The following is a 19,394-nucleotide window of genomic DNA, read 5'->3' on the forward strand; positions in this document are numbered from 1 at the left end:
CGCCTGACAACTCGCAACTGACAACTAGTACGGCTTGGCCTCGTGGGCTACGGCCTCGGCCTGGGCCACGGCTTCGGCGCCCGCCTTGTGGTGCCCGTTGCCCTGAAACTGCTGGCCGTTGCTGCCTTTGAAGGCTTTCAGGCCCTCGGCCAGGCGGCGGCCGTACTCGGCGTCGCACTGGGTGAAGAGCTCCACCATGCGCTGCTGCACCTCGGGCACGGCGCTGCTGATGGCGTCGACCAGGTTGTTGATCAGGTCATCCTTTTCCACGTCGGAGTGCAGGCGCCACCGCTCCCCGGCTTGCTTGAAGTTGTTCTGCCGGTCGATGGGCTGGCGCAGCAGCTTTGCATTGTAGCTCGGGGTGTGGTCTTCGCCGGGCTTGGCGGCCTCTTTCAGCCCGTTCATGGAGCTGGGCTCGTAGTTGACGTGCTGGTTCTGGCCCGGCGCGGTATCCACGTGGTAGGCCATCTGCCCGTCGCGCTGGTTGGTGGCCACGTGCTTTTTGGGGGCGTTGATGGGCAGCTGCAGGTAGTTAGTCCCCACGCGGTAACGCTGGGTATCGGAGTAGGAGAAGGTGCGGCCCTGCAGCATCTTGTCGTCCGAAAAGTCCAGGCCGTCGACCAGCACGCCGGTCCCGAAGGCCACCTGCTCCACCTCGGCGTAGTAGTTTTCGGGGTTCTTGTTCAGGGTCATCATGCCCACCGGCAGGTGCGGAAACTGGTCCTCGGGCCAGAGCTTGGTGTCGTCGAGCGGGTCGAAGTCCAGCTCCGGGTGCTCGTCGTCACTCATCAGCTGCACGCGCAGCTCCCACTGCGGGAATTCGCCCCGCTCGATGTGGTCGTAGAGGTCCTGGGTGGCGTGGTTGAAGTTCTTGGCCTGAATGGCCTCGGCTTCGGGCTGGGTGAGGTTTTTGACGCCCTGCAGCGGCTCCCAGTGGTACTTCACCAGGTGCGCCACGCCCTCCTTGTTCACCCACTTGTAGGTATTCACGCCCGAGCCCTGCATCTGCCGGTAGTTGGCCGGAATGCCCCAGGGCGAAAACAAGAAGGTGAGCATGTGCACCGATTCGGGCGTGTTGCTCATGAAATCAAAGATGCGGCCGCCGTCCTGCCGGTTGGTCACCGGGTCGGGCTTCAGGGAGTGCACCATGTCGGGGAACTTCATGGCGTCGCGGATGAAGAACACCTTCAAGTTGTTGCCCACCAGGTCCCAGTTGCCATCCTCGGTGTAGAACTTCACCGCGAAGCCGCGCGGGTCGCGCAGCGTCTCGGGCGAGTGGCCGCCGTGAATTACCGTGCTGAAGCGCACGAACACCGGCGTCTGCTTGCCGGCGGTGTTGAACAGCTTGGCGCGGGTGTACTTCTCGATGGGCTCGTTGCCCACTTTGCCGTAGGCTTCGAACACGCCGTGGGCGCCGGCGCCGCGGGCGTGCACCACCCGCTCGGGCACCCGCTCCCGGTCGAAGTGGCTCATCTTCTCCAGGAAGTGGTAGTTTTCCAGCGTCGCGGGGCCGCGGTTGCCCACGGTGCGCAGGTTCTGGTTGTTGGTGACGGGGTGGCCCTGCCGGGTGGTCAGGGTCTGGGCGCCTTCGCCCTCCGCCGTGCGCCGGTCCTGGGAGGTGCCGGCGCCCGTCACGGCCGTACCAGTGCCGTCGACGGGCGAGTGGCCGTTGCCGTTGTGGTGGCCATTATGGCCGTTCTGCGGAGAATTGGGCTGTTCGGGGGTCATGGGCGTTTGGGTTGAGGTTGTAGATGCAATACCTCCAAGATACCCATTCTGTTTTTCTTTCGGAGAATAATTCTCCACTAGCCACCCGGCTTAACCGTAAAATAATCCGGCCCGGGCCCGGAGCAGCGCTGCTTCGGGCCCGGGCCGAAACCCGGTTGGTTACACGGTCTACTTACAATTTGGCCTTCGAGGCTACCGCCGCCACGCACAGCCCCATTACCGCAATCAGCGAGTACGACATGCGCAGCGAGGTAGCCCCCGCTACCAGGCCGATAATGGGCGGCCCGATCAGAAAGCCCAGGAAACCAATGGTGGAAACCGCTGCCAGGGCCATGCCGGCCGACATAACCGTGGACTTGCCCGCCGCGCTGTACACCAGCGGCACCACCGACGAGGTGCCGAAGCCTACCAGCATAAAGCCGAACAGCGCCGGCCCCAGCGTCGGAAACGACACCGCAATCAGCAGGCCCACCGCCGTGAGGCAGCCGCTGAGCTGAATGACGGCCCTCGGCCCAAGGCGGGCCGTGAGCCAGTCGGCGCCGAAGCGGCCCAGGGCCATGGTGCTCATGAAGGCCGTGTAGCCGGCGCCCACCCAGCCCTTGTCGGCCTGCACCACTTTCTTGAAGTACACCCCGCTCCAGTCGAACATGGCGCCCTCGCAGATCAGGGCGCAGAAAGCAATGGCGCCGAGGCTGAGCAGGGTGCGGTCGGGCAGCACGAACAGGGGCTGCTCGGCGGCATCTTCGCTGACCGAGTGCGGCAGCAGGCCATTGAAGCTGAGCATAGCCCCGACCATTATCAGCGCCAGAATGAGCAGGAAGTGAAATTCGGGCAGCACGCCCCAGCCAATCATGGCCGTGCCGATGGCCGCGCCGGTAAAGCCCGCCAAGCTCCACATGCCGTGAAACGAGGCCATAATGGGCTTCGGGTACAGTGCTTCCACGCCCACCGCCTGGGTGTTGATGGAAATGTTCATCAGGTTGCTGGCAAAGCCGAACAGCACCAGGCAGGGCACCAGCAGCCACAAACTCGGCGCCCAGCCCAGGCCCACCAGCGCCGAGCTGTAGATCATGGAGCCGGCCAGGGCCGTGCGGCGGCTGCCGTACTTGTGCACCAGCCAGCCCGTGAGCGGCAGCGAGGGCAGCTGCCCCAGCGGAATGGCCAGCAGCAGCAGGCCCAGGTCGCCTTCGGTCAGGCCCAGGCGCTGCTGAATGGTGGGAATGCGCGAGGCCCAGCTCGCGAAGATGAGTCCTTGCAAAAAGAACCAGGTCGCCACCGCCAGGCGGTGAGTACGCGGGGTTATCTGTCCCGGCAAAGCCAACGTAATCATGAGAGTCCCGGCAAAAAGCGTTCAACCATCACGGCCGACGGGCCGCCTGCTTCTCGGGGTGGGAAATGGATTAGTGCAGTTCGGCAAAGTTACGGGGCGCCGCCGAAAGCGTTGGGGCGCGGAGAAATACAAACGTTTGCGCTCCGATATTTTTTTCTCCCAAACGTTTGCCGGCCTTATTTCTGCCCTACCAGCGGGCCAGAGGCAACCGCCTAAAAAGCGAACAGGCGCCCCGGGGGGCGCCTGTTCCACCTGCATCCGCCGGGCGGCGTTGGGTGTAGCGGAGGGCCGGCTGCCACTCCGGGGCCGCTCCAGCCGGAGCAGCGCCCACCCGCGAGTTAACCATTCCTCGGGCCTCGCGGCGGATGCGGGTATGTCATTTGCGGACAGCAGTTCGGCCTTGGGGCCAAAGTGCATATGCAATAAACAACATCTTTGGCTAATGTCACAATCACATGAACATGTGAAAAGCAAAACACCCTGGGCAGCGATACGCCAGGCCCTTCGTCGCCTGGAATCCGGGCTAGTGCCCGCGCGCCAGCAGCGCGATGCCGCCCACGATGAGCAGCAGCCCCAGCGCCTGCGGCAACGTCAACGCCTCGCGCAGCACCACCAGCCCGAGCACGGCCGTCAGCAGCACCGAACCACCCACGATTACCGGCGTGCCTACCGACGAGGGCACGCCGCGGCTGAACACGACGAAGGTCAGGATTTCGCCCAGGCCCACGCTCAGCCCGGCCAGTGCCGCCAGCCATAGGCCCTTGCTCGTGACGGGCAGCGGCTGGCCCTGCAGCTTCAGGCGCAGCAGCCACGCGGCCCCCAGCGCGGCGGCCACCAGCTGCAGCACCACCGCGCCCACGGCGGCCGGCAGGTGGTCGGCGGCGAGCTTGATGAAGAAGTTGTACGAGGCCAGCGCCAGGGCCGTGAGCAGGGCCAGTACGAGCCAGGGCATGGTTATTCGTCGTCCAGCTTCAGTCGTTCCAGCAGGTTCTGCTGCAGCGCCTGCCAATTGGCATAGTCCGCCGATTCAGCCCACCGCTGCTGCAGCTCCGAGCCCTTGAGCACCGCTTCTACGGCTTCAATGGCCAGCTCCTGCAGGTCTTCCTGCCCGTCGGCGTCGAGCTGGGTGGTAGCGGGCAGCAAACCCACCGGCATGTCGGCGGCGGGCTTGCCGATAATGGCTGCGACCAGCTCGGCCGCGGCCAGGGCCTGGCTGGCTTCGTCGGTTTCGAGGGTGCCTTCTTCCTCGGCGGCAGTGGCCAGGGCCTCGTAGAGCACGGCCTCGTTCGGGCTTTTGCGGAAATCCTCGGCGAAGTCAGCCGCCGCGTCGTTGTCGAAGTTGTGGTAGTCCCAGGTGGCCATAGAGAAAGAGAAAAGCGGTCATTTGATTGAAAAGAAGCCGTGCCGGGTTGCTAGCGGCGCGGCGCATTAGCAGTAAGCTGGAGGTAGCTACGGATTCTTTTCGCTGGAGTAGTAACGCCGAGGCGTTCCGTTCTGCTGCGTCCTTTGCTGCACGGCCCGCTCAACAGTTCGGTAACTGCCGATGAAGCACAGAACAGCTACTCCAACCGGGAGCATCTTACGCCACACGGCCGGCCCAGCAACGGAGGCACGAAATACAGCCACCATGACCAGCGTGACGCCTAAGAATAACACCCCGGCTATTGCCGGCGCCAGCCCTGTAACCAGACTGAAGTGCAGCACCGGCAGCAGGAGCAGCCAGGCCACCACGAGCAGCAGGCCGTTGCCGATGTTGACCAAGCCCCGCATTGGCCTACCGAAACTTCTCCTTCAGCAGCTCAATCTCCACGGCCGGCGCAATCTTCTCATACAGAATGTGGTAGGCGGCGGAGGTAATCGGCATGTTCACCCGCAGGTCCTTGTTGACCTCGTAGATGCTTTTGACGGCGTAGTAGCCCTCGGCCACCATGTTCATCTCCATCTGCGCCGACTTCACCGAGTAGCCGCGGCCCACCATGTTGCCGAAGGTGCGGTTGCGCGAAAACTGCGAGTAGGCCGTCACCAGCAGGTCGCCCAGGTAGGCGGAGGCCGACAGGTCGCGGGGCTGGGGATTGAGGGCGTAGAGGAAGCGGCGGATTTCCTGCACGGCGTTGGCCACCATCACGGCCTGAAAATTGTCGCCGTAGCCCAGGCCGTGCGCGATGCCGCAGGTCAGGGCAATGATGTTTTTCATCACGGCGCAGTACTCGATGCCGTCGAGGTCGGCGGCGGCGTGGGCCTTCACGTAGCGGTTGCGCAGCAGCTGGGCGAAGTCCTCGGCCAAAGCCAGGTCGGGCGAGCCGATGGTCAGGTAGCTCTGCTTTTCCAAGGCCACTTCCTCGGCGTGGCAGGGCCCGGCTACGCAGCCCATTTTCTCGCGGTTCATGCGGAAGCGCTCCGACACGTAATCCGTCACCAGCTCGTTGCGGCCCGGAATCATGCCCTTGATGGCCGAAATAACGCGCTTGTTCTTGAGTGCGTCGCGGTCGAGCTTGTCCAGGGTTTCCTTCACGAAGGCGGCGGGCACGGCCAGCACCACCCAATCGGCCTCCTTCACCACTTCCTCCACGTCGATGGAAGGCGCGATGCGCGTCAGGTCGAACTGCACCGAGGAAAGGTAGCGCGGGTTGTGGCGCGTGGTGCGCAGGTGCTGCACGTCGTCCTTGTGGCGCAGCCACCAGCCCACGCGGGCGCCGTTTTCGGAGAGGATTTTGGCTAGTGCGGTGGCCCAGGAGCCGCCGCCAATCATGGCAATTTTTTCCAAGGGGAATGCGGGGAAATGTAGCGCGAACCTTCAGTTCGCGTAACCCAGCACGAAAGCCTTCCGGCGAAATCGTGCTGGGTTACGCGAACTGAAGGTTCGCGCTACAAGCGTACGAATGGCCGATTTTAGCTAAAAAAAGCGAGAGGCCGGCCCGAACGTTCGTTCGGGCCGGCCTCTCATCGGCGGCGGTTCGGCCGCGGTCTATTCTTTGTCGTCGCCTTCGCCTTCCTTCAAGGCGGCGCGGTCCAGGGACTTAGCGTCCTTCACCTGCACCACGGCGCCGTCCTTCAGCGTCTTCGATACGGCCCGGAACGGCCCGCTCACCACTTCGTCGCCGGCCTGCACGCCCGAGAGAATTTCGATGTGGTCGAAGTCGCTGATGCCAGTCTTGACGGGCGTGAGCACCGCCTTGCCGCCGCGCACCACGAACACCACTTCCTCGATGTCGCCCTTGGGCTTGACCTCGTCGCCGGAGCTGTTGCCCCCGCGGCCACGGCCCACCTTGATGCCGCTGCCTTCCGACTTATCGTTTTTGGCAAAGGCGCTGTCCGAGCGGGTTGTCACGGCGGCCAGGGGCACGGCCAGGGCGCCGCTCTTGCGGTCGGTAATCACGTCGACGGAGGCCGTCATGCCGGGGCGGAAGGGCACCACGGTGCGGCCGCCCACGGTACGCACCAGCTGCCGGTACGACTCGGGCAGCAGGCGCACGCGCACCTCAAACTCGGTCACGGCTTCGGCCGTCAGCGCGTCCTTGGCCGTGTTGGCAATGCTGGTCACGATGCCGCGAAACTTGAGGTTGCGGGCCGCGTAGGCGTCCACTTCCACGTCGGCCGAGTCGCCCAGGTCCACGTTGCTCACGTCGTTTTCGTTCACGTTCACGCGCACCTCCATCGAGTTCAGATTGGCAATGCGCATGATTTCGGTGCCGGCCATCTGCGAGGTGCCCAGCACCCGCTCGCCCTTCTCCACGTTGAGCTTGCTGACGGTGCCGCTCACCGGGGCGTAGATGGTGGTTTTGTTGAGGTTCTTGCGGGCTTCGTCGAGGCCGGCCTGGGCCGAGCGCACCGAGCTTTGAGCCGCCCGGATGCTGGCGCGGGCCGAGTTGATTTCCTCCTGCGAGGCGTCGTAGGCGGCTTTGGCCTGCTCGTACTCGGCCTGCGAAATCACCTTCTGCTTGAACAGCGAGGCGTTGCGGCGGTAGGTCAGCTCGGTCTGCTTGGCGTTGGCCATCAGCTGCTGCATGCGGGCCTGCGACTGGCCCACGTTGGCCTGCTGGGTGCCCACCATGGCCGACTGCTGGTTCACCATGGCCTGGTAGTTATCGGGCCGAATGCGCAGCAGGAGCTGGCCTTTGCGCACGGAGTCGCCCTCGTGCACGTACAGCTCCACGATTTCACCCGACACGTCGGAGGAAATCTTCACTTCCGTTTCGGGCTGCACCTTGCCCGAGGCGCTGACTTTCTCCACGATGTCGGCCGGGGCGGCTTTGGCCGTCAGCACCTCGGTGCCGGCAGGCTTGCCAATCCAGCCCTTTTTCTTGGCCACGATGCCTCCGCCAATCACGACCACCAACAGGCCGAGCAGGATGAACAACAAGCGGTTGTTTCGCATATATCAATGTTTGGAATGTGCAGAAGGGGGTTTGTTAATGAGCTGATGTGGGAATGTGCTGAGGTGCTAATGGTCGTTCTGTTACGCATTAGCTCTTCAGCACATTCCTACACCTCAGCTCATTACAAGTCGAGCGGTTTGCCCTGGTAGAAGTCGAGCACCTTGCGGCGGAAGATGTACTCGTATTTGGCCTGAATCATCGACGACTCGGCGCCGGCCAGGTTGTTCTTGGCCTGGTTGAAGTCGGTGCCGTTGAGCAGGCCGTTGTTGAAGCGGATTTCCGCGTTGCGGTAGGCCGTGGTCAGCGCCTCCACCTGGCGCTTGTTCGAGGCGTAGCGGCGCTGGGCAGCCAGGGCGTCGGCGTAGGCCTGCTGAATGGTCTGGCGCAGGGTCAGGCGCGTCTGCTCGGCGCGCAGTTCGGCCTGCTTGGTGCCGATGACGGAGCGCTGCACGTTGGTGCGCGCCTGCCAGCCGTTGAGAATGGGAATCGTCAGGTTGAAGCTCAGCTGCTTGCCGATGTTGTTTTTCACCTGCGAGCCGAAGCCCTCGGGCAAGGTCTGGAAACGCGGCTGCCGGATGCCGGCAAACACGCCCGGCACCAGCACCGGCTGCCCGGTAGCCGGGTTCAGCTGGTAGATGAAGCCCGACGGGACGATGGTGGAGTCGCCGGACAGCTTGCGGGCAATGCGGGCCGAAGAGTAGCCCGAAAAGATGCTGGCCCCGAACGAAAGGCGCGGGTAATAGGCCCCGCGGGCCACTTCCACCCCGCGCAGGGCGCTCTGCACGCGCAAATCGGCGGCGCGTACCTGCGGCTGGGTGGTCTGGGCAATCTGGTAAGTGCCGTCGGCGTCAGTGTCCATGGCCGGCATCTCGTCGGGGTCGGGCAGCTGCGGCACCACCAGGGCCAGCGAGTTGGTACGGGCCTGGTCGAGGTTGAGCAACTGGGCCACCTGCAGGCGGGCCAGGTCGCGCTGGTTCTGGGCCGTCACCACGCTCACTTCGTCGGAAGCCAACTGGGCCTGGGCGTCGAGCAGGTTGCTTTCGGCCACGGCCCCGGCGCGCAGCAGCTTCTGCGTGCGGTCGATCTGGGACTGGTCGGTGTTGATGCGCAGCTGGCTGGCGCGCAGCAGCTCCTCGCCCAACAGATACTGCAGATAAGCCGAGGCCACGTTCAGCGAGAGGTCGTTGCGGGCCTGGTCGATGTCGAGCAAAGCGGCCTGGTAATCGAGGGCGTAGCGCTTGATGTTGTTGCGCACCTGAAAGCCCGAGAAGACGTTCAGGCCCGCGGTGGCCGAGAAGTTATTGGCCCGCGTGGTCTGGCTCTGGAAGGTGTAGGTGAGCGGGTCCACGTTGGTGCCGTAGTTCCAGGTCTGCGAGGCGTTGGCGTTGGCCGTGGGCAGCTGGCTCAGGCGGGTCTGGCGCAGCGTGGCCTCGCTCAGCTCGGCCTGCAGCTGCGACTGGCGCACCGTCAGGTTGTTCTGGATGGCGTATTCCACGGCCTGCATCAGCGTGAACGGGCCGGAAGGAGCGGCCTGAGGCACGGCGGCGGCCGGCGGCGCGACGGGCGGCGTCACCTGAGCGGCGGCGGGCAGGGCCAGGGTGGCGGCCACCAGCACCGCACCGGTGCGCAGGCCGCGTGGCAGAAGCGTAGCAGTTTGTTTCATCGGGCAGGCAGTTTCGGGGAGCGAACTAGGACGAACAATGGTATCGGGACAGTCGGGAACCGGCTCGAACGCCCAATATCCGGACAATGATATATAAGTGGCGGCGCGGCCACAAGCTTAATCGATGCTGGGAATGTAGCGCACCTGGTGCACCCAGCGCAGGTGGCGCAGGTACTGCAGGGAAATGTCGTTCAGGGGCGAGTCCATTTCGATGAACTGCCGGGCCACCTGGTTTTTGCCCTTGCGCGACACGTTCATGGTGGCAATGTTGCAGTCGTCGTGGGCAATGATGTCGGCAATGAAGGCAATGGAGCCTTTCACGTCGTCGGCATCGATGATGAGCGTGTGCAGCGCGGCCGAAAAGTCGCAGGGAAACCCGTCGACCTCCACGATGCGAATCACCCCGCCGCCCCGGCTCTGGCCCACCACGTCGACCGAAGTACCGGCCTGCTCGTCGCGCAGCTGCAGCCGGATGGTGTTCGGGTGCATCGTGGACGCATTGCCCACGCCCTGAAACGTGTACTGTAGCCCGGCCGCCTGGGCGTGCTCGAAGGCCTCGCGGATGCGCTTGTCGTCGGTGGGGTAGTCCAGCAGCCCGGCCACGATGGCGCGGTCGGAGCCGTGGCCCTCGTAGGTGCGGGCGAAGGAGTTGTAGAAGGTAATGGTGGCGTGGGTAGGCAGCGAGCCGAGCACCCGAATGGCGGCGCGGGCAATGCGCACCACCCCGGCCGTGTGCGAGGAGCTGGGCCCGATCATCACCGGCCCGATCATATCAAAAATGGAGCTTTTCTCAGCCATGAAAATTGCATGAAAGCGGGCTAAAGGTACTGCCCTGCCCCACAAAACCAACGGCATATTCGACCAACCCGCCAGCCGCGCGCCGGTTCCCGGCAATCCGCCATACCAAACCCGCGCCCGCTGCGGCATCGGCGCGCGGCCCAACCTGCTGGTTCCGGGCAATACTCTGCACAAAACCCGGCTCCAAGCTGGCATTTTCTGTTCTTTTTCGTTCTTTGTGACTTCCCTCACCCACCCCCACCACCCCCTACCTGCTTCCTCCCTCCCCCTCCATGCCAAACCAGGAAGAGTTTTCGCCCGCGGTCCTCACCCAACTGCGGCGCTTACAGGAGAAGTATGCCGCTGATGGTCAAGACCTGGCTGGTTACCTCGAAGGCCTCTACCACGCTGATTACGTCAATTACTGGGACTACATCGAGCTGGACACGCTGCTTTCGCTCCAACGGCCCCTCACCAAGATTCCCGACGAGCGAATCTTCATCATGTACCACCAGATTACGGAGCTGTACTTCAAGCTCTGCCTGGAAGAATACGAACAGATCGGCAACCTGCAGCAGCCCGCCCTGGGCGAACTGGTGCTGCGCCTGGGCCGCATCAACCGCTACTTCGAGAACCTGATCGACTCGTTCGACGTGATGGTCGACGGCATGGACCGGCAGCAGTTTCTGCAGTTTCGCATGGCGCTGATGCCGGCCTCCGGGTTTCAGTCGGTGCAGTATCGCCTGATCGAAATCAGCTCCACTGACCTGAATAACCTCGTCGACAAGGAGCAGCAGCGCCTGCTCGGCGAATCGGACAACCACGAGGAGCTGATGGGCTGCATCTACTGGAAAGCCGGCGCCACCCTGGAAACCGACGGCGCCAAGACGCTGACCCTGAAGCAGTTCGAGGCCAAGTACCACCAGACCCTGCTCGACCACGCCGCCCGCTTCCGCCACCGCAACGTGTGGGCCGTGGTGCAGCGCCTGCCCGAGGAGGACCGCCGCCACCCGCGCCTGCTGCGCCAGCTCAAGCAGCTCGACGTGAACGTGAACATCAACTGGCCGCTGATGCACTACAAATCGGCGGTGCGCTACCTGGAGCGCCAGGCTGGCGACGCGGTGCCCGCCACCGGCGGCACCAACTGGCGCAAGTACCTGCCCCCGAAGTTTCAGAAGCGCATTTTCTACCCCCAGCTCTGGACCGGGCAGGAGTTTGAGGACTGGGGCAAGAGCTGGGTGGATAAAGTGCTGGAAGAAACGGCCATTGCCAGCTCCCACTAATTTTTTGCACTACGCAGGCGCCCGGGCATACCACTGCCCGGGCGCTTTCGTTATATTGCACCCGATAGCCGCCGCCCGCCGTTCTGCCTGCCTATGAAACGCTTGCTTATCGCCCTGCCCCTGGCCGCATTTACGCTGACTGTTTCGCTGGCCGGCGGCACCCAAAGCGGCCCGGCGCCGCTGAACACCCTGCCCCGCTACGGCGGCGCCAGCAAATCCAAGGCCCTGCGCAAGCTCGACCAGGAGTTTATCAGCCAGTCGTTGAAGCAGTACCGGCAGGACCGCCGCGCGGCCTCCGAAAGCTCGGTGTCGGAAGGCTGGAGCCACTTCTACGCCAGCGACGTGGCCACCAGCATCAAGCGCTTCAACCAGGCCTGGCTGCTCGATTCGACCAACGCCAACGTGTATTACGGCTTCAGCGCCTGCCTCACCGAGCAGGGCGAAGCGGCCGCCGCGCACCGCTACTTCCAGCTCGCCCAGCGCTACGACGTGCAGAACCAGGGCGCCAACAAGTACTACGAGCGGCTCACGCTGTATTACCAGAGCCGCAAGCAGACGGCCTCGCGCAACGCGGGAGCAGTGTAAACGCTGCTAAACTTATCTTTGAAGGTCTACGCAAGCTCATCTGCGTAGACCTTCCTTTTTTTCCTAGACCGCTTAGCGAATCAGCTTAGAGTATGGGTATTGCTTATTCCTACGAAGTCTTCGTTCAGTTTCGGAACGACAGCGCCTGCACGATTGGAATGGTGAATGGGGCTTTTGCCGAATTTCTGTCCAACTACACGGGCGCCGATAAAGTATATATTGAAAAGCAAGTACTTAGCAGTGTTAGTTTTGATTATTACAGCACCCGTTATGACATTAGCACTTTTGGGGTGAGGGAGGACGACAGTGACGAAGGTTATTCCCTATCCGTGCGCTATGAAACATCTGAGACCGGGAAAGTGAAATACCTGGGCTTTAATGATGCTATGTCCTGGACCACCATACAGTTCCGGGACCATCAATTTGTAGAACGGGTGCTTGAGGATTTGTCCATCTGCGGAATAGCCAAAGCAATTTGGGCTTCACGGGTTCCTGATGATTCTTTTGACGTGGTTTTTACCTACGACATAAATACCCCTGGCATCATGAAAATTTACGAATTCTGATGAGGCTAAAGGTCGGATGGCCGCGGCACCTCCTGCCTCCGGAACCATTCGCCGTATCTTTGCCGTCTGACCCATTACCCTACCGGCTTGCGGGCCCAGCTCCCCGCCGCCTTACCTAGATGCAAAAACGCGAAGTTGAAATCGTCCTCTCGCCCGCCGAGGCGTACGACGAGCTGGCCCGCTACCGGGCCCTATTGGATGCCGCCGGCCTGAAACCTGGCGAAGCTGATTTTGTCCACCTGCTGCGCCGCAGCATCGACGCGCGCGGGCGCAACGTGGGCGTGCGCCTGCGCGCCGACGTGTACCAGACACCCCCGCCCCGGGAGCTGTTTGGGCCCTGGGTGCAGTACCAGGACGTGAGTCAGGCCGCTAAACGTGTCGTTATCGTCGGGGCCGGGCCGGCCGGCTTGTTTGCGGCCCTGCGCTGCATCGAGCTGGGCATGAAGCCCGTGGTGCTGGAGCGCGGCAAGGACGTGCGCACCCGCCGCCGCGACCTGGCGGCGCTTAACAAGGAGCACGTCGTCAACCCCGATTCCAACTACTGCTTCGGCGAGGGCGGCGCGGGCACTTACTCCGACGGCAAGCTCTACACCCGCTCCAAGAAGCGCGGCGACGTGCAGCGGGTGCTGCGCCTGCTGGTGCAGCACGGCGCCACCCCGGAAATCCTGGTCGACGCGCACCCGCACATCGGCACCAACAAGCTGCCCTACGTGGTGCAGGCCCTGCGCCAGAGCATCCTCGACCACGGCGGCGAGGTGTTGTTCGACACGCGGGTAGACGATTTGATTCTCGCCGACGGCCGCATCCGCGGCGTGGTGACCGGGCAGGGCCAGGAAATCCTCGGCGACGCGGTGATTCTGGCCACCGGGCACTCGGCGCGGGATATGTACGAGCTGCTGCTGCGCCGCCGGGTGCGCATTGAGGCCAAGCCCTTTGCCCTGGGCGTGCGCGTGGAGCACCAGCAAAGCCTGATCGATCAGGCCCAGTACCACCGCGCCGACCGCGGGCAGCTGCCGGCCGCTTCGTACGCGCTGGTGCAGCAGTCGGACGGGCCCGGGGGGCAGCGTGGGGTGTTTTCGTTCTGCATGTGCCCGGGCGGCTTCATCGTGCCGGCGGCCACGGCGCCGGGCGAAGTGGTGGTCAACGGCATGAGCCCTTCGCGCCGCGACTCGCGCTTTGCCAATTCGGGCATCGTGGTGGCCATCGAGCCGGCCGACATGAACCTGAAGCGCGACGGCGTGCTGGCCGGCCTGCGCCTGCAGCAGGAAATCGAGCAGCGGGCCTGCCAGCTGGCGGGCGGCACCCAGCTGGCCCCGGCCCAGCTGCTGGGCGACTTCGTGCAGAATAAGACTTCGCGCAGCCTGCTCGAAACCTCCTACCAGCCCGGCCTGGTGTCGGTGGCCATGGACGAGGTGCTGGGAGCCGGCCTGGCCGACCGGCTGCGGCAGGGCTTCCGGGCTTTCGGGCGCAAGATTCCGGGCTTCACCACCAACAACGCGCAGATTGTGGGGGTGGAAAGCCGCACTTCCGCCCCGGTACGCATCCCGCGCGACGCGGCCACGCTGGAGCACCCGGAGGTGCGCGGGCTGTTTCCGTGCGGCGAGGGTGCGGGCTTCGCGGGCGGCATCGTGTCGGCGGCCATGGACGGCGAGCGGTGCGCCGAGGCGGCGCTGGCGCTGTTTAGTGCTTAGTGCTTAGTGCTTAGTGCTTAGTGCTTAGTGCTTAGGCTGATCTGCGGGCTGCTTGTGGCGTTGCACCTATCTTGGCAGTTGCGCGTATTTCCTTTACTCATCCACCCATTCTGCTTGGGTTAACCCAGGCACCAGGCACTCAGCACTATGAACAAGAAAACCGTCGTCATCGGCGCTTCCGATAATCCCGCCCGCTACTCGTTTCAGGCCGTCAACCGACTGAAAAGCTACGGGCACGAAGTGGTGCCAGTGGGCATCCGCAAGGGTCAGGTGGCCGGCCTCGATATCCACGTCGACAAGCCCGACGTGAACAGCGTGGATACCGTCACGCTGTACGTGGGCCCGCAAAACCAGCCCGCTTGGTACGACTACATCCTGGATCTGAAGCCCAAGCGCATCATCTTCAACCCCGGCACCGAGAACTACGAGCTGGAGCGCCGGGCCCGCGAGCAGGGCATTCAGACCATTGAAGCCTGCACGCTGGTGATGCTGTCGGTGGGCAATTATTAAGGTAGCCTGCTTATAAGTAGCCCGTCATGTTACGACAAGCTCGACATGACATGCCCAAAGCCTGTTCGCCTCCCCAGAACGTCATGCTGAGCCTGTCGAAGCATCTCTACCGAACGATACAACGAAGCGGTAGAGATGCTTCGACAGGCTCAGCATGACGGCCTTTCTTGCCCCGAAATAGGCCCCAAACAGATCATCCCGTCAGCTACAAAAAAGCCTCCGTGCCAAGCGCACGGAGGCTTTTTTCGTGTCGGCGCGGCCTTACTCGGCGTTGCCGTACATGTTGGATTCGCCGCCGTCGATGGCAATGGTCTGGCCGCTGACGTAGGAGGCGTCGTCGCTGAGCAGGAAGGCCACCAGCTTGGCTACCTCTTCGGGCTGGCCGAGGCGGCGCGTGGGGTTGTGGCTGGCGTACTGGGCTTCGGCCTGCTTGGGGTCGGCGGGGTTCACCTGCTTGAAGGCCTCGGCCACCATGGGCGTGAGGATGGCGCCCGGGGCAATGGCGTTGGTGGTGATGCCGTAGCGGCCGTATTCCAGGGCCGCGTTCTTGGTCATGCCCGACACGGCGTGCTTGCTGGCCACGTAGGGCATCTGGTTGAGCACCCCGCGGATGCCGCCCACCGAGGCCACGTTGACGATGCGGCCGTACTGCTGCTTTTGCATCACGGGCAGCACGTAGCGCAGGCCGTAGTACACGCCCATCAGGTTGATGTCGATAACCTTTTTGAACACCGCAAGGTCGTACTCGGTGATGCTGGCCTGCTTGCCCTCGATGCCGGCGTTGTTGTAAAACCCGTCGATGCGGCCGAACCGCTCCACCGTTTTGTCGACGTAGTTGCGCACGGCGGCTTCGTCGGATACGTCGGCGACGATGGTCAGCACCTCGGCTTCGGCAAACGCCTGCCCGATGGCCTGCTGCGCCTCCTGCAGGCTCTGCTCGTTGTAGTCGACCAGGGCCAGGCGGGCGCCCTGACGGGCCAATTCCTGGGCGGCGGCCAGGCCGAGGCCCATGGCCGCGCCCGTTATCAGCACGACTTTTCCTTGCATGTTGCTCATGGTATTCTAAATCAATGTTGGTACATATAATACCGCTGGCAGCGGCATTTGTTCGGAAAACCAGCATTGTACCTTGTACGGACATGCGCCTTCATCGACCCGAAACCAGCCTACTAGGCGCGGAGGGCCGTCTGAGCAGCGCCGAAGTTGCACCTTGCGAAAAATTTTCCACCCGGCGGGCAACCCTGCTCCGGGCTTCTCCATCTAGCGCTTCAAACACCCCGCTCCTGCCCTACTCCTACTTTCTGAGCCGTGAACGAAGTCGAACTCATCAGTGCCTGCCGGCAAGGTAGCGTCCGGGCGCAGAAGCAGCTCTATGAGCGCTTCGCCGGGCTGATGCTGACGGTGTGCCTGCGCTACCTGCGCCAGCGCGCCGACGCCGAGGAGGCCATGCTCACGGGTTTCGTGAAGGTGTTCCGGGCCCTGGAGCAGTACCGTCACGAAGGCTCGTTCGAGGGCTGGATCCGGCGCATCATGGTCAACGAAGCCCTCGGGCAGCTGCGCAAAAAGGAGCCGCTGCACCTGGCCATCGACGACATGGTGACCGACGTGCCCTCGACCCAGGCCACGGCCGAAAGCGACATGGCGGCGGCCGACCTGATGCAGCTGCTGAGCGAGCTGCCGGCCGGCTACCGCACGGTGTTCAACCTGTACGCCATCGAAGGCTACACCCACCCCGAAATTGGCGAGATGCTGGGCATTTCGGAGGGCACCAGCAAGTCCCAGCTCAGCAAGGCCCGCGCCATGCTGCAGCGCCGCCTCGAAGCCGCCTCGGCTTCGGCTATTCCATCCACCTCAACCTCGACGCACCATGCAACCGGAAGATATTGATAAGCTGTTTCGCGCCAAGCTCGAGCAGCACGCCACCCCGCCCCCGCCCTCCTTGTGGTACGACCTGCAGGAGCAGTTGGAGCCCGAAGAGAAAAAACGCCGCGGCGGCTTCTGGATGGCCATAGCCGCGGCCATCACCCTGCTGCTGGTAGCCGGCGGCGGCTGGCTGGTGTGGCAGCATCAGCCGCTGGGCCCCGGCAACGCCGGCCCGCTGGCTTCGGGCACCACCGGCGGCCCCGGCCAGCCGCGCCCCGCCGAAGCCCCCGCCACCACTGCCCCGACGGCCCCGAGCACGCCCGCTGACGCTGATTTTGGCGTCGACAGCACGGTGCGCATGCCCCTCGACCCGGCCACCATTGCCGCCCGCACTAACGCGGCCCCGACGAGCGAGGAAGCCGCGAAAAATTCTGCGAATTCGGCCGCTTCCCAGGCAACGGTCACCAACCGCTCCGCATCTACCCATCAACAGCAGCAACTACTGGCCCGCACCGAGCGCGCTGCAGCGCCCCGGACCTCGGACCGGCCGGAAAAACCGGTTTTCCAGCCCGCCGACGAGCCTTCAGTAGCTGATGTACGCCAGGCCGTAGCCGCGCAACCGGCGCCGCAGCCGGCCCCCGCGCAAACCACCGCTTCGCTGACGCCGGCCGCCCCAGCCGGGGCCCCGGGCCTGCCGGCCGGCGCCATTGAAGTGGAAGTGCGCCAGCACCCGGAACAAGCCGTGGCTATGGCCCCGGCGGCCGCCGACGAAGCCCCGGGCCGGACGCGGCCCAGCGTGCGGGGCGTGCTGCGCCAGATGCGGCGCGTGGCCCAGGGCGAAAAGCCCAACCTGGCCGAAGTCGGCCTGCCCGCCAACCCCGCTCTTACCCTGCAGGCCCGCGTGGCCGGCCACACCCTCACCAAGACGATTTCCCTCTAATTGCCCGCGCCGCCCCGGCGCCCCGCCCCTTCCCTCTCCCCTGACTTTCTGCTTCCTCTTACTATGAAACCTGCTTCCTTCTTCGCTGCACTTTCCGGCCTGCTGCTTTCCAGCTCCTTCGCCTCGGCCGGCAGCCTGGCCCGCGTGCCCGGCAACGACGACACCATCATGGTGAAACTGCCCAACCAGGTGTCGATGACCATCGTGGCCCGCAACAAGCAGCAGCTGCGCGAGATGAAAAACTACAAGCTCGACTCGCTGATGACCCTGCTCGACGCCTACATCACCCAGGCCGAAGCGGCCGGGCGCAAGGGCAGCAACGGGCAGGTGACCATGGAATTCTACCCCGCCAAGGACAAGCCCGGCAGCACCGCTGCCCCCGAGCAGGTGCGCGTGACGGTGCGCGGCTCCAAGCCCAACGCCGACCGCGTGGAGGTATTCATGAACAAGAAGCTGGGCGTGACGGTGGAAAACAGCGAAGACGCCAATGGCGACAACGTGAAGGTGACCATCAACAGCGACGCCAAGTCCGACTCGGTGAAGCACGCCAAGCGCGAGTCCAAGCGTAACAAGCTCACCGGCACCGACTTCGGCGTGGACCTGGGCCTGAACGCGCTGGTCAACAAGAAAACCTACGCCCCCGCCGGCGTAGCGCAGCCCTACGACCTGCGCACCTGGGGCTCCCGCTACGTGGCGCTGAACTGGAAGTTCTGGGCCCGCACCGGCCGCAACAGCCCGCTGTACTTCCACCTCGGCCCGGAAGTGGCTTTCAACAACTACATGCTGGAAGGCAGCCGCTACTTCGCCGCCAACGACGCGGCGGGCCGCACCGACATCGTGAAGGACGACGTGCGCAACCTGGAGAAGAGCAAGCTGGCCGTGACCACGCTGAACCTGCCGGTGGGCTTCACCCTCAAGTTCCGCGACAAGGACAACGACGAGGTGTTCCGCATCGGGGCGGGCGGCTTTGCCGGCTACCGCATCGGGGCGCATACCAAGCTGAAGTACGAGCAGGAGGGCCGCACCCACAAGGACAAGGACCGCGGCAGCTACAACCTGGAAGACTTCCAGTACGGCCTCTCCGGCAGCCTCGGCGTGAAGGGCTTCGACCTCTTCGTGAAGTACAACCTGAACGACGTGTTCAAGGCCGACCGCGGCCCCAAAGCCCAGAACGTGAGCTTCGGCATCACCTTCAGCGACATCTAGGCTGGATTGTCGGATTGCTGAATTGTTAAATGGCTGGTCGTTCTGGATTCACAGAGCGGCCAGCCATTTTTAAATGCTCAAACGGTTAAATGGCTGACTGTTCTGATGAACCCTGAACGACCAGTCATTTAGCCATTTCTGAAGAAGTTATCCAGCAATATCGCCGCCGAAATGGCCACGTTCAGGCTTTCGGCCTGGCCGCGGCCGGGAATGTGCAGGCGCTGGGTGAGGCAGGCCTCCACCGGCGGGGTGAGGCCGTGCGACTCGCTGCCCATCACCAGCACGCCGGAGGGGCGCAGCTGCAGGCGGTGCACGTTGTCGCCGTGCAGGTCGGCGCCGTAGACGGGCAGCTCCTGGGGCAGCTCCTGCAGCCAGGCGGGCAGGTCGCGCTGCCACACGGGCACGCGGGTGAACGAGCCCATGGTGGCCGAAACGGTTTTGGGGTTCCAGGCGTCGGCGCAGGTATCAGACAACACCACGCCCTGCAAGCCGTACCAATCGGCCAAGCGAATGAGCGTGCCCACGTTGCCGGGGTCGCGCACCTGGTCGAGGGCCAGCAGCAGCTGGCCGGGCTGCGGGCGCAGCGGCAGCTCGGCGGGGGTACGCACTACGGCGAGGCCCGCGTCGTTGGTTTGCAGCGTGCCCAGGCGCGTGAGTTCTTCGGCCGAAACCACGTCGACGGGCACGCCCGGGGGCAGGCGCAGGCCGGGGTCGGCGGCAAATTCGGCCGTGAGCAGCAGCCGTTCGGGCTGCAGTTCGGAACTTAGCAGCTCGCGCAGGCTTTTGGCGCCTTCCACCAGGAAGGTGCCGAGGCGCTGGCGGTATTTTTTCTGGTGCAATTGCTGCACGTATTTAGCAACGGCTTTCGAAACCATT

The 19,394-nt window shown here is 63.9% G+C and carries 19 protein-coding genes; 8 read left to right on the forward strand and 11 right to left on the reverse strand.

The window, feature by feature from the left end; all coding sequences use genetic code 11:
• Nucleotides 1-24: 24 nt before the first annotated feature.
• The 9 genes from FDY95_RS14130 to sdaAB all read right to left on the reverse strand — a co-directional run bounded on the left by FDY95_RS14130 (nt 25) and on the right by sdaAB (nt 9,895).
• Entirely contained in the window at nt 25-1,728 is a 1,704-nt protein-coding gene (locus FDY95_RS14130; protein ID WP_138078574.1) for a catalase, read from the reverse strand.
• A 172-nt stretch (nt 1,729-1,900) separates the two neighbouring features.
• On the reverse strand, nt 1,901-3,058 hold the full coding sequence (locus tag FDY95_RS14135; RefSeq protein WP_138078576.1) for an MFS transporter: 1,158 nt from the start codon (nt 3,056-3,058) through the stop codon (nt 1,901-1,903).
• A gap of 523 nt (nt 3,059-3,581) precedes the next feature.
• Nucleotides 3,582-4,010: an EamA family transporter gene (locus FDY95_RS14140; protein ID WP_138078578.1), complete on the reverse strand. Its 429-nt coding sequence runs from the start codon at nt 4,008-4,010 to the stop codon at nt 3,582-3,584.
• A gap of 2 nt (nt 4,011-4,012) precedes the next feature.
• A complete protein-coding gene (locus tag FDY95_RS14145) occupies nt 4,013-4,420 on the reverse strand; it encodes a DUF4259 domain-containing protein (RefSeq protein ID WP_138078580.1) in 408 nt (135 codons plus the stop codon).
• A gap of 87 nt (nt 4,421-4,507) precedes the next feature.
• Nucleotides 4,508-4,819 (reverse strand): hypothetical protein, encoded by a 312-nt coding sequence (locus FDY95_RS14150; protein WP_138078582.1) that lies wholly within the window; start codon nt 4,817-4,819, stop codon nt 4,508-4,510.
• A gap of 13 nt (nt 4,820-4,832) precedes the next feature.
• Nucleotides 4,833-5,822 carry an NAD(P)H-dependent glycerol-3-phosphate dehydrogenase gene (locus tag FDY95_RS14155; protein ID WP_246074036.1) on the reverse strand — a complete coding sequence of 330 codons (990 nt, stop codon included), beginning with the start codon at nt 5,820-5,822 and terminating at the stop codon, nt 4,833-4,835.
• A 201-nt stretch (nt 5,823-6,023) separates the two neighbouring features.
• The gene (locus tag FDY95_RS14160) at nt 6,024-7,433 is read right to left on the reverse strand and encodes an efflux RND transporter periplasmic adaptor subunit (RefSeq protein WP_138078584.1); all 1,410 of its coding nucleotides are present in this window, start codon (nt 7,431-7,433) and stop codon (nt 6,024-6,026) included.
• A gap of 122 nt (nt 7,434-7,555) precedes the next feature.
• Nucleotides 7,556-9,097, reverse strand: a complete 1,542-nt coding sequence (locus tag FDY95_RS14165; RefSeq protein WP_138078586.1) for a TolC family protein — start codon at nt 9,095-9,097, stop codon at nt 7,556-7,558.
• 117 nt (nt 9,098-9,214) lie between these two features.
• Entirely contained in the window at nt 9,215-9,895 is a 681-nt protein-coding gene (sdaAB, locus tag FDY95_RS14170; RefSeq protein ID WP_138078588.1) for an L-serine ammonia-lyase, iron-sulfur-dependent subunit beta, read from the reverse strand.
• A 272-nt stretch (nt 9,896-10,167) separates the two neighbouring features.
• Here sdaAB and FDY95_RS14175 point away from each other — a divergent pair, with 272 nt between their 5' ends.
• The 5 genes from FDY95_RS14175 to FDY95_RS14195 all read left to right on the forward strand — a co-directional run bounded on the left by FDY95_RS14175 (nt 10,168) and on the right by FDY95_RS14195 (nt 14,509).
• On the forward strand, nt 10,168-11,157 hold the full coding sequence (locus FDY95_RS14175) for a tryptophan 2,3-dioxygenase family protein (protein ID WP_138078590.1): 990 nt from the start codon (nt 10,168-10,170) through the stop codon (nt 11,155-11,157).
• A 93-nt stretch (nt 11,158-11,250) separates the two neighbouring features.
• Nucleotides 11,251-11,742: a hypothetical protein gene (locus FDY95_RS14180; RefSeq protein WP_138078591.1), complete on the forward strand. Its 492-nt coding sequence runs from the start codon at nt 11,251-11,253 to the stop codon at nt 11,740-11,742.
• A gap of 92 nt (nt 11,743-11,834) precedes the next feature.
• Nucleotides 11,835-12,308 carry a hypothetical protein gene (locus FDY95_RS14185; RefSeq protein ID WP_138078593.1) on the forward strand — a complete coding sequence of 158 codons (474 nt, stop codon included), beginning with the start codon at nt 11,835-11,837 and terminating at the stop codon, nt 12,306-12,308.
• Between the two features lie 119 nt (nt 12,309-12,427).
• Nucleotides 12,428-13,999 (forward strand): NAD(P)/FAD-dependent oxidoreductase, encoded by a 1,572-nt coding sequence (locus FDY95_RS14190; RefSeq protein ID WP_138078595.1) that lies wholly within the window; start codon nt 12,428-12,430, stop codon nt 13,997-13,999.
• Between the two features lie 147 nt (nt 14,000-14,146).
• The gene (locus FDY95_RS14195; protein WP_138078597.1) at nt 14,147-14,509 is read left to right on the forward strand and encodes a CoA-binding protein; all 363 of its coding nucleotides are present in this window, start codon (nt 14,147-14,149) and stop codon (nt 14,507-14,509) included.
• Between the two features lie 261 nt (nt 14,510-14,770).
• On the opposite strand, the gene FDY95_RS14200 is transcribed toward FDY95_RS14195, so the two are convergent.
• Entirely contained in the window at nt 14,771-15,556 is a 786-nt protein-coding gene (locus tag FDY95_RS14200; RefSeq protein WP_246074037.1) for a glucose 1-dehydrogenase, read from the reverse strand.
• A gap of 261 nt (nt 15,557-15,817) precedes the next feature.
• Here FDY95_RS14200 and FDY95_RS14205 point away from each other — a divergent pair, with 261 nt between their 5' ends.
• The 3 genes from FDY95_RS14205 to FDY95_RS14215 all read left to right on the forward strand — a co-directional run bounded on the left by FDY95_RS14205 (nt 15,818) and on the right by FDY95_RS14215 (nt 18,518).
• Nucleotides 15,818-16,396, forward strand: a complete 579-nt coding sequence (locus tag FDY95_RS14205) for an RNA polymerase sigma factor (RefSeq protein ID WP_111476861.1) — start codon at nt 15,818-15,820, stop codon at nt 16,394-16,396.
• Nucleotides 16,377-17,312, forward strand: a complete 936-nt coding sequence (locus FDY95_RS14210) for a FecR family protein (protein ID WP_138078601.1) — start codon at nt 16,377-16,379, stop codon at nt 17,310-17,312. The genes FDY95_RS14205 and FDY95_RS14210 overlap by 20 nt, the downstream gene beginning before the upstream one ends.
• Before the next feature lie 63 nt (nt 17,313-17,375).
• Nucleotides 17,376-18,518 (forward strand): outer membrane beta-barrel protein, encoded by a 1,143-nt coding sequence (locus FDY95_RS14215; RefSeq protein WP_138078603.1) that lies wholly within the window; start codon nt 17,376-17,378, stop codon nt 18,516-18,518.
• A 128-nt stretch (nt 18,519-18,646) separates the two neighbouring features.
• Here FDY95_RS14215 and FDY95_RS14220 read toward each other — a convergent pair whose 3' ends face one another.
• Complete coding sequence (locus FDY95_RS14220; protein WP_317129491.1) at nt 18,647-19,366, reverse strand: RNA methyltransferase; 720 nt, start codon at nt 19,364-19,366, stop codon at nt 18,647-18,649.
• Nucleotides 19,367-19,394 lie beyond the last annotated feature (28 nt).

It is taken from the genome of Hymenobacter jeollabukensis, from assembly GCF_005771675.1.
Classification (GTDB): domain Bacteria; phylum Bacteroidota; class Bacteroidia; order Cytophagales; family Hymenobacteraceae; genus Solirubrum; species Solirubrum jeollabukense.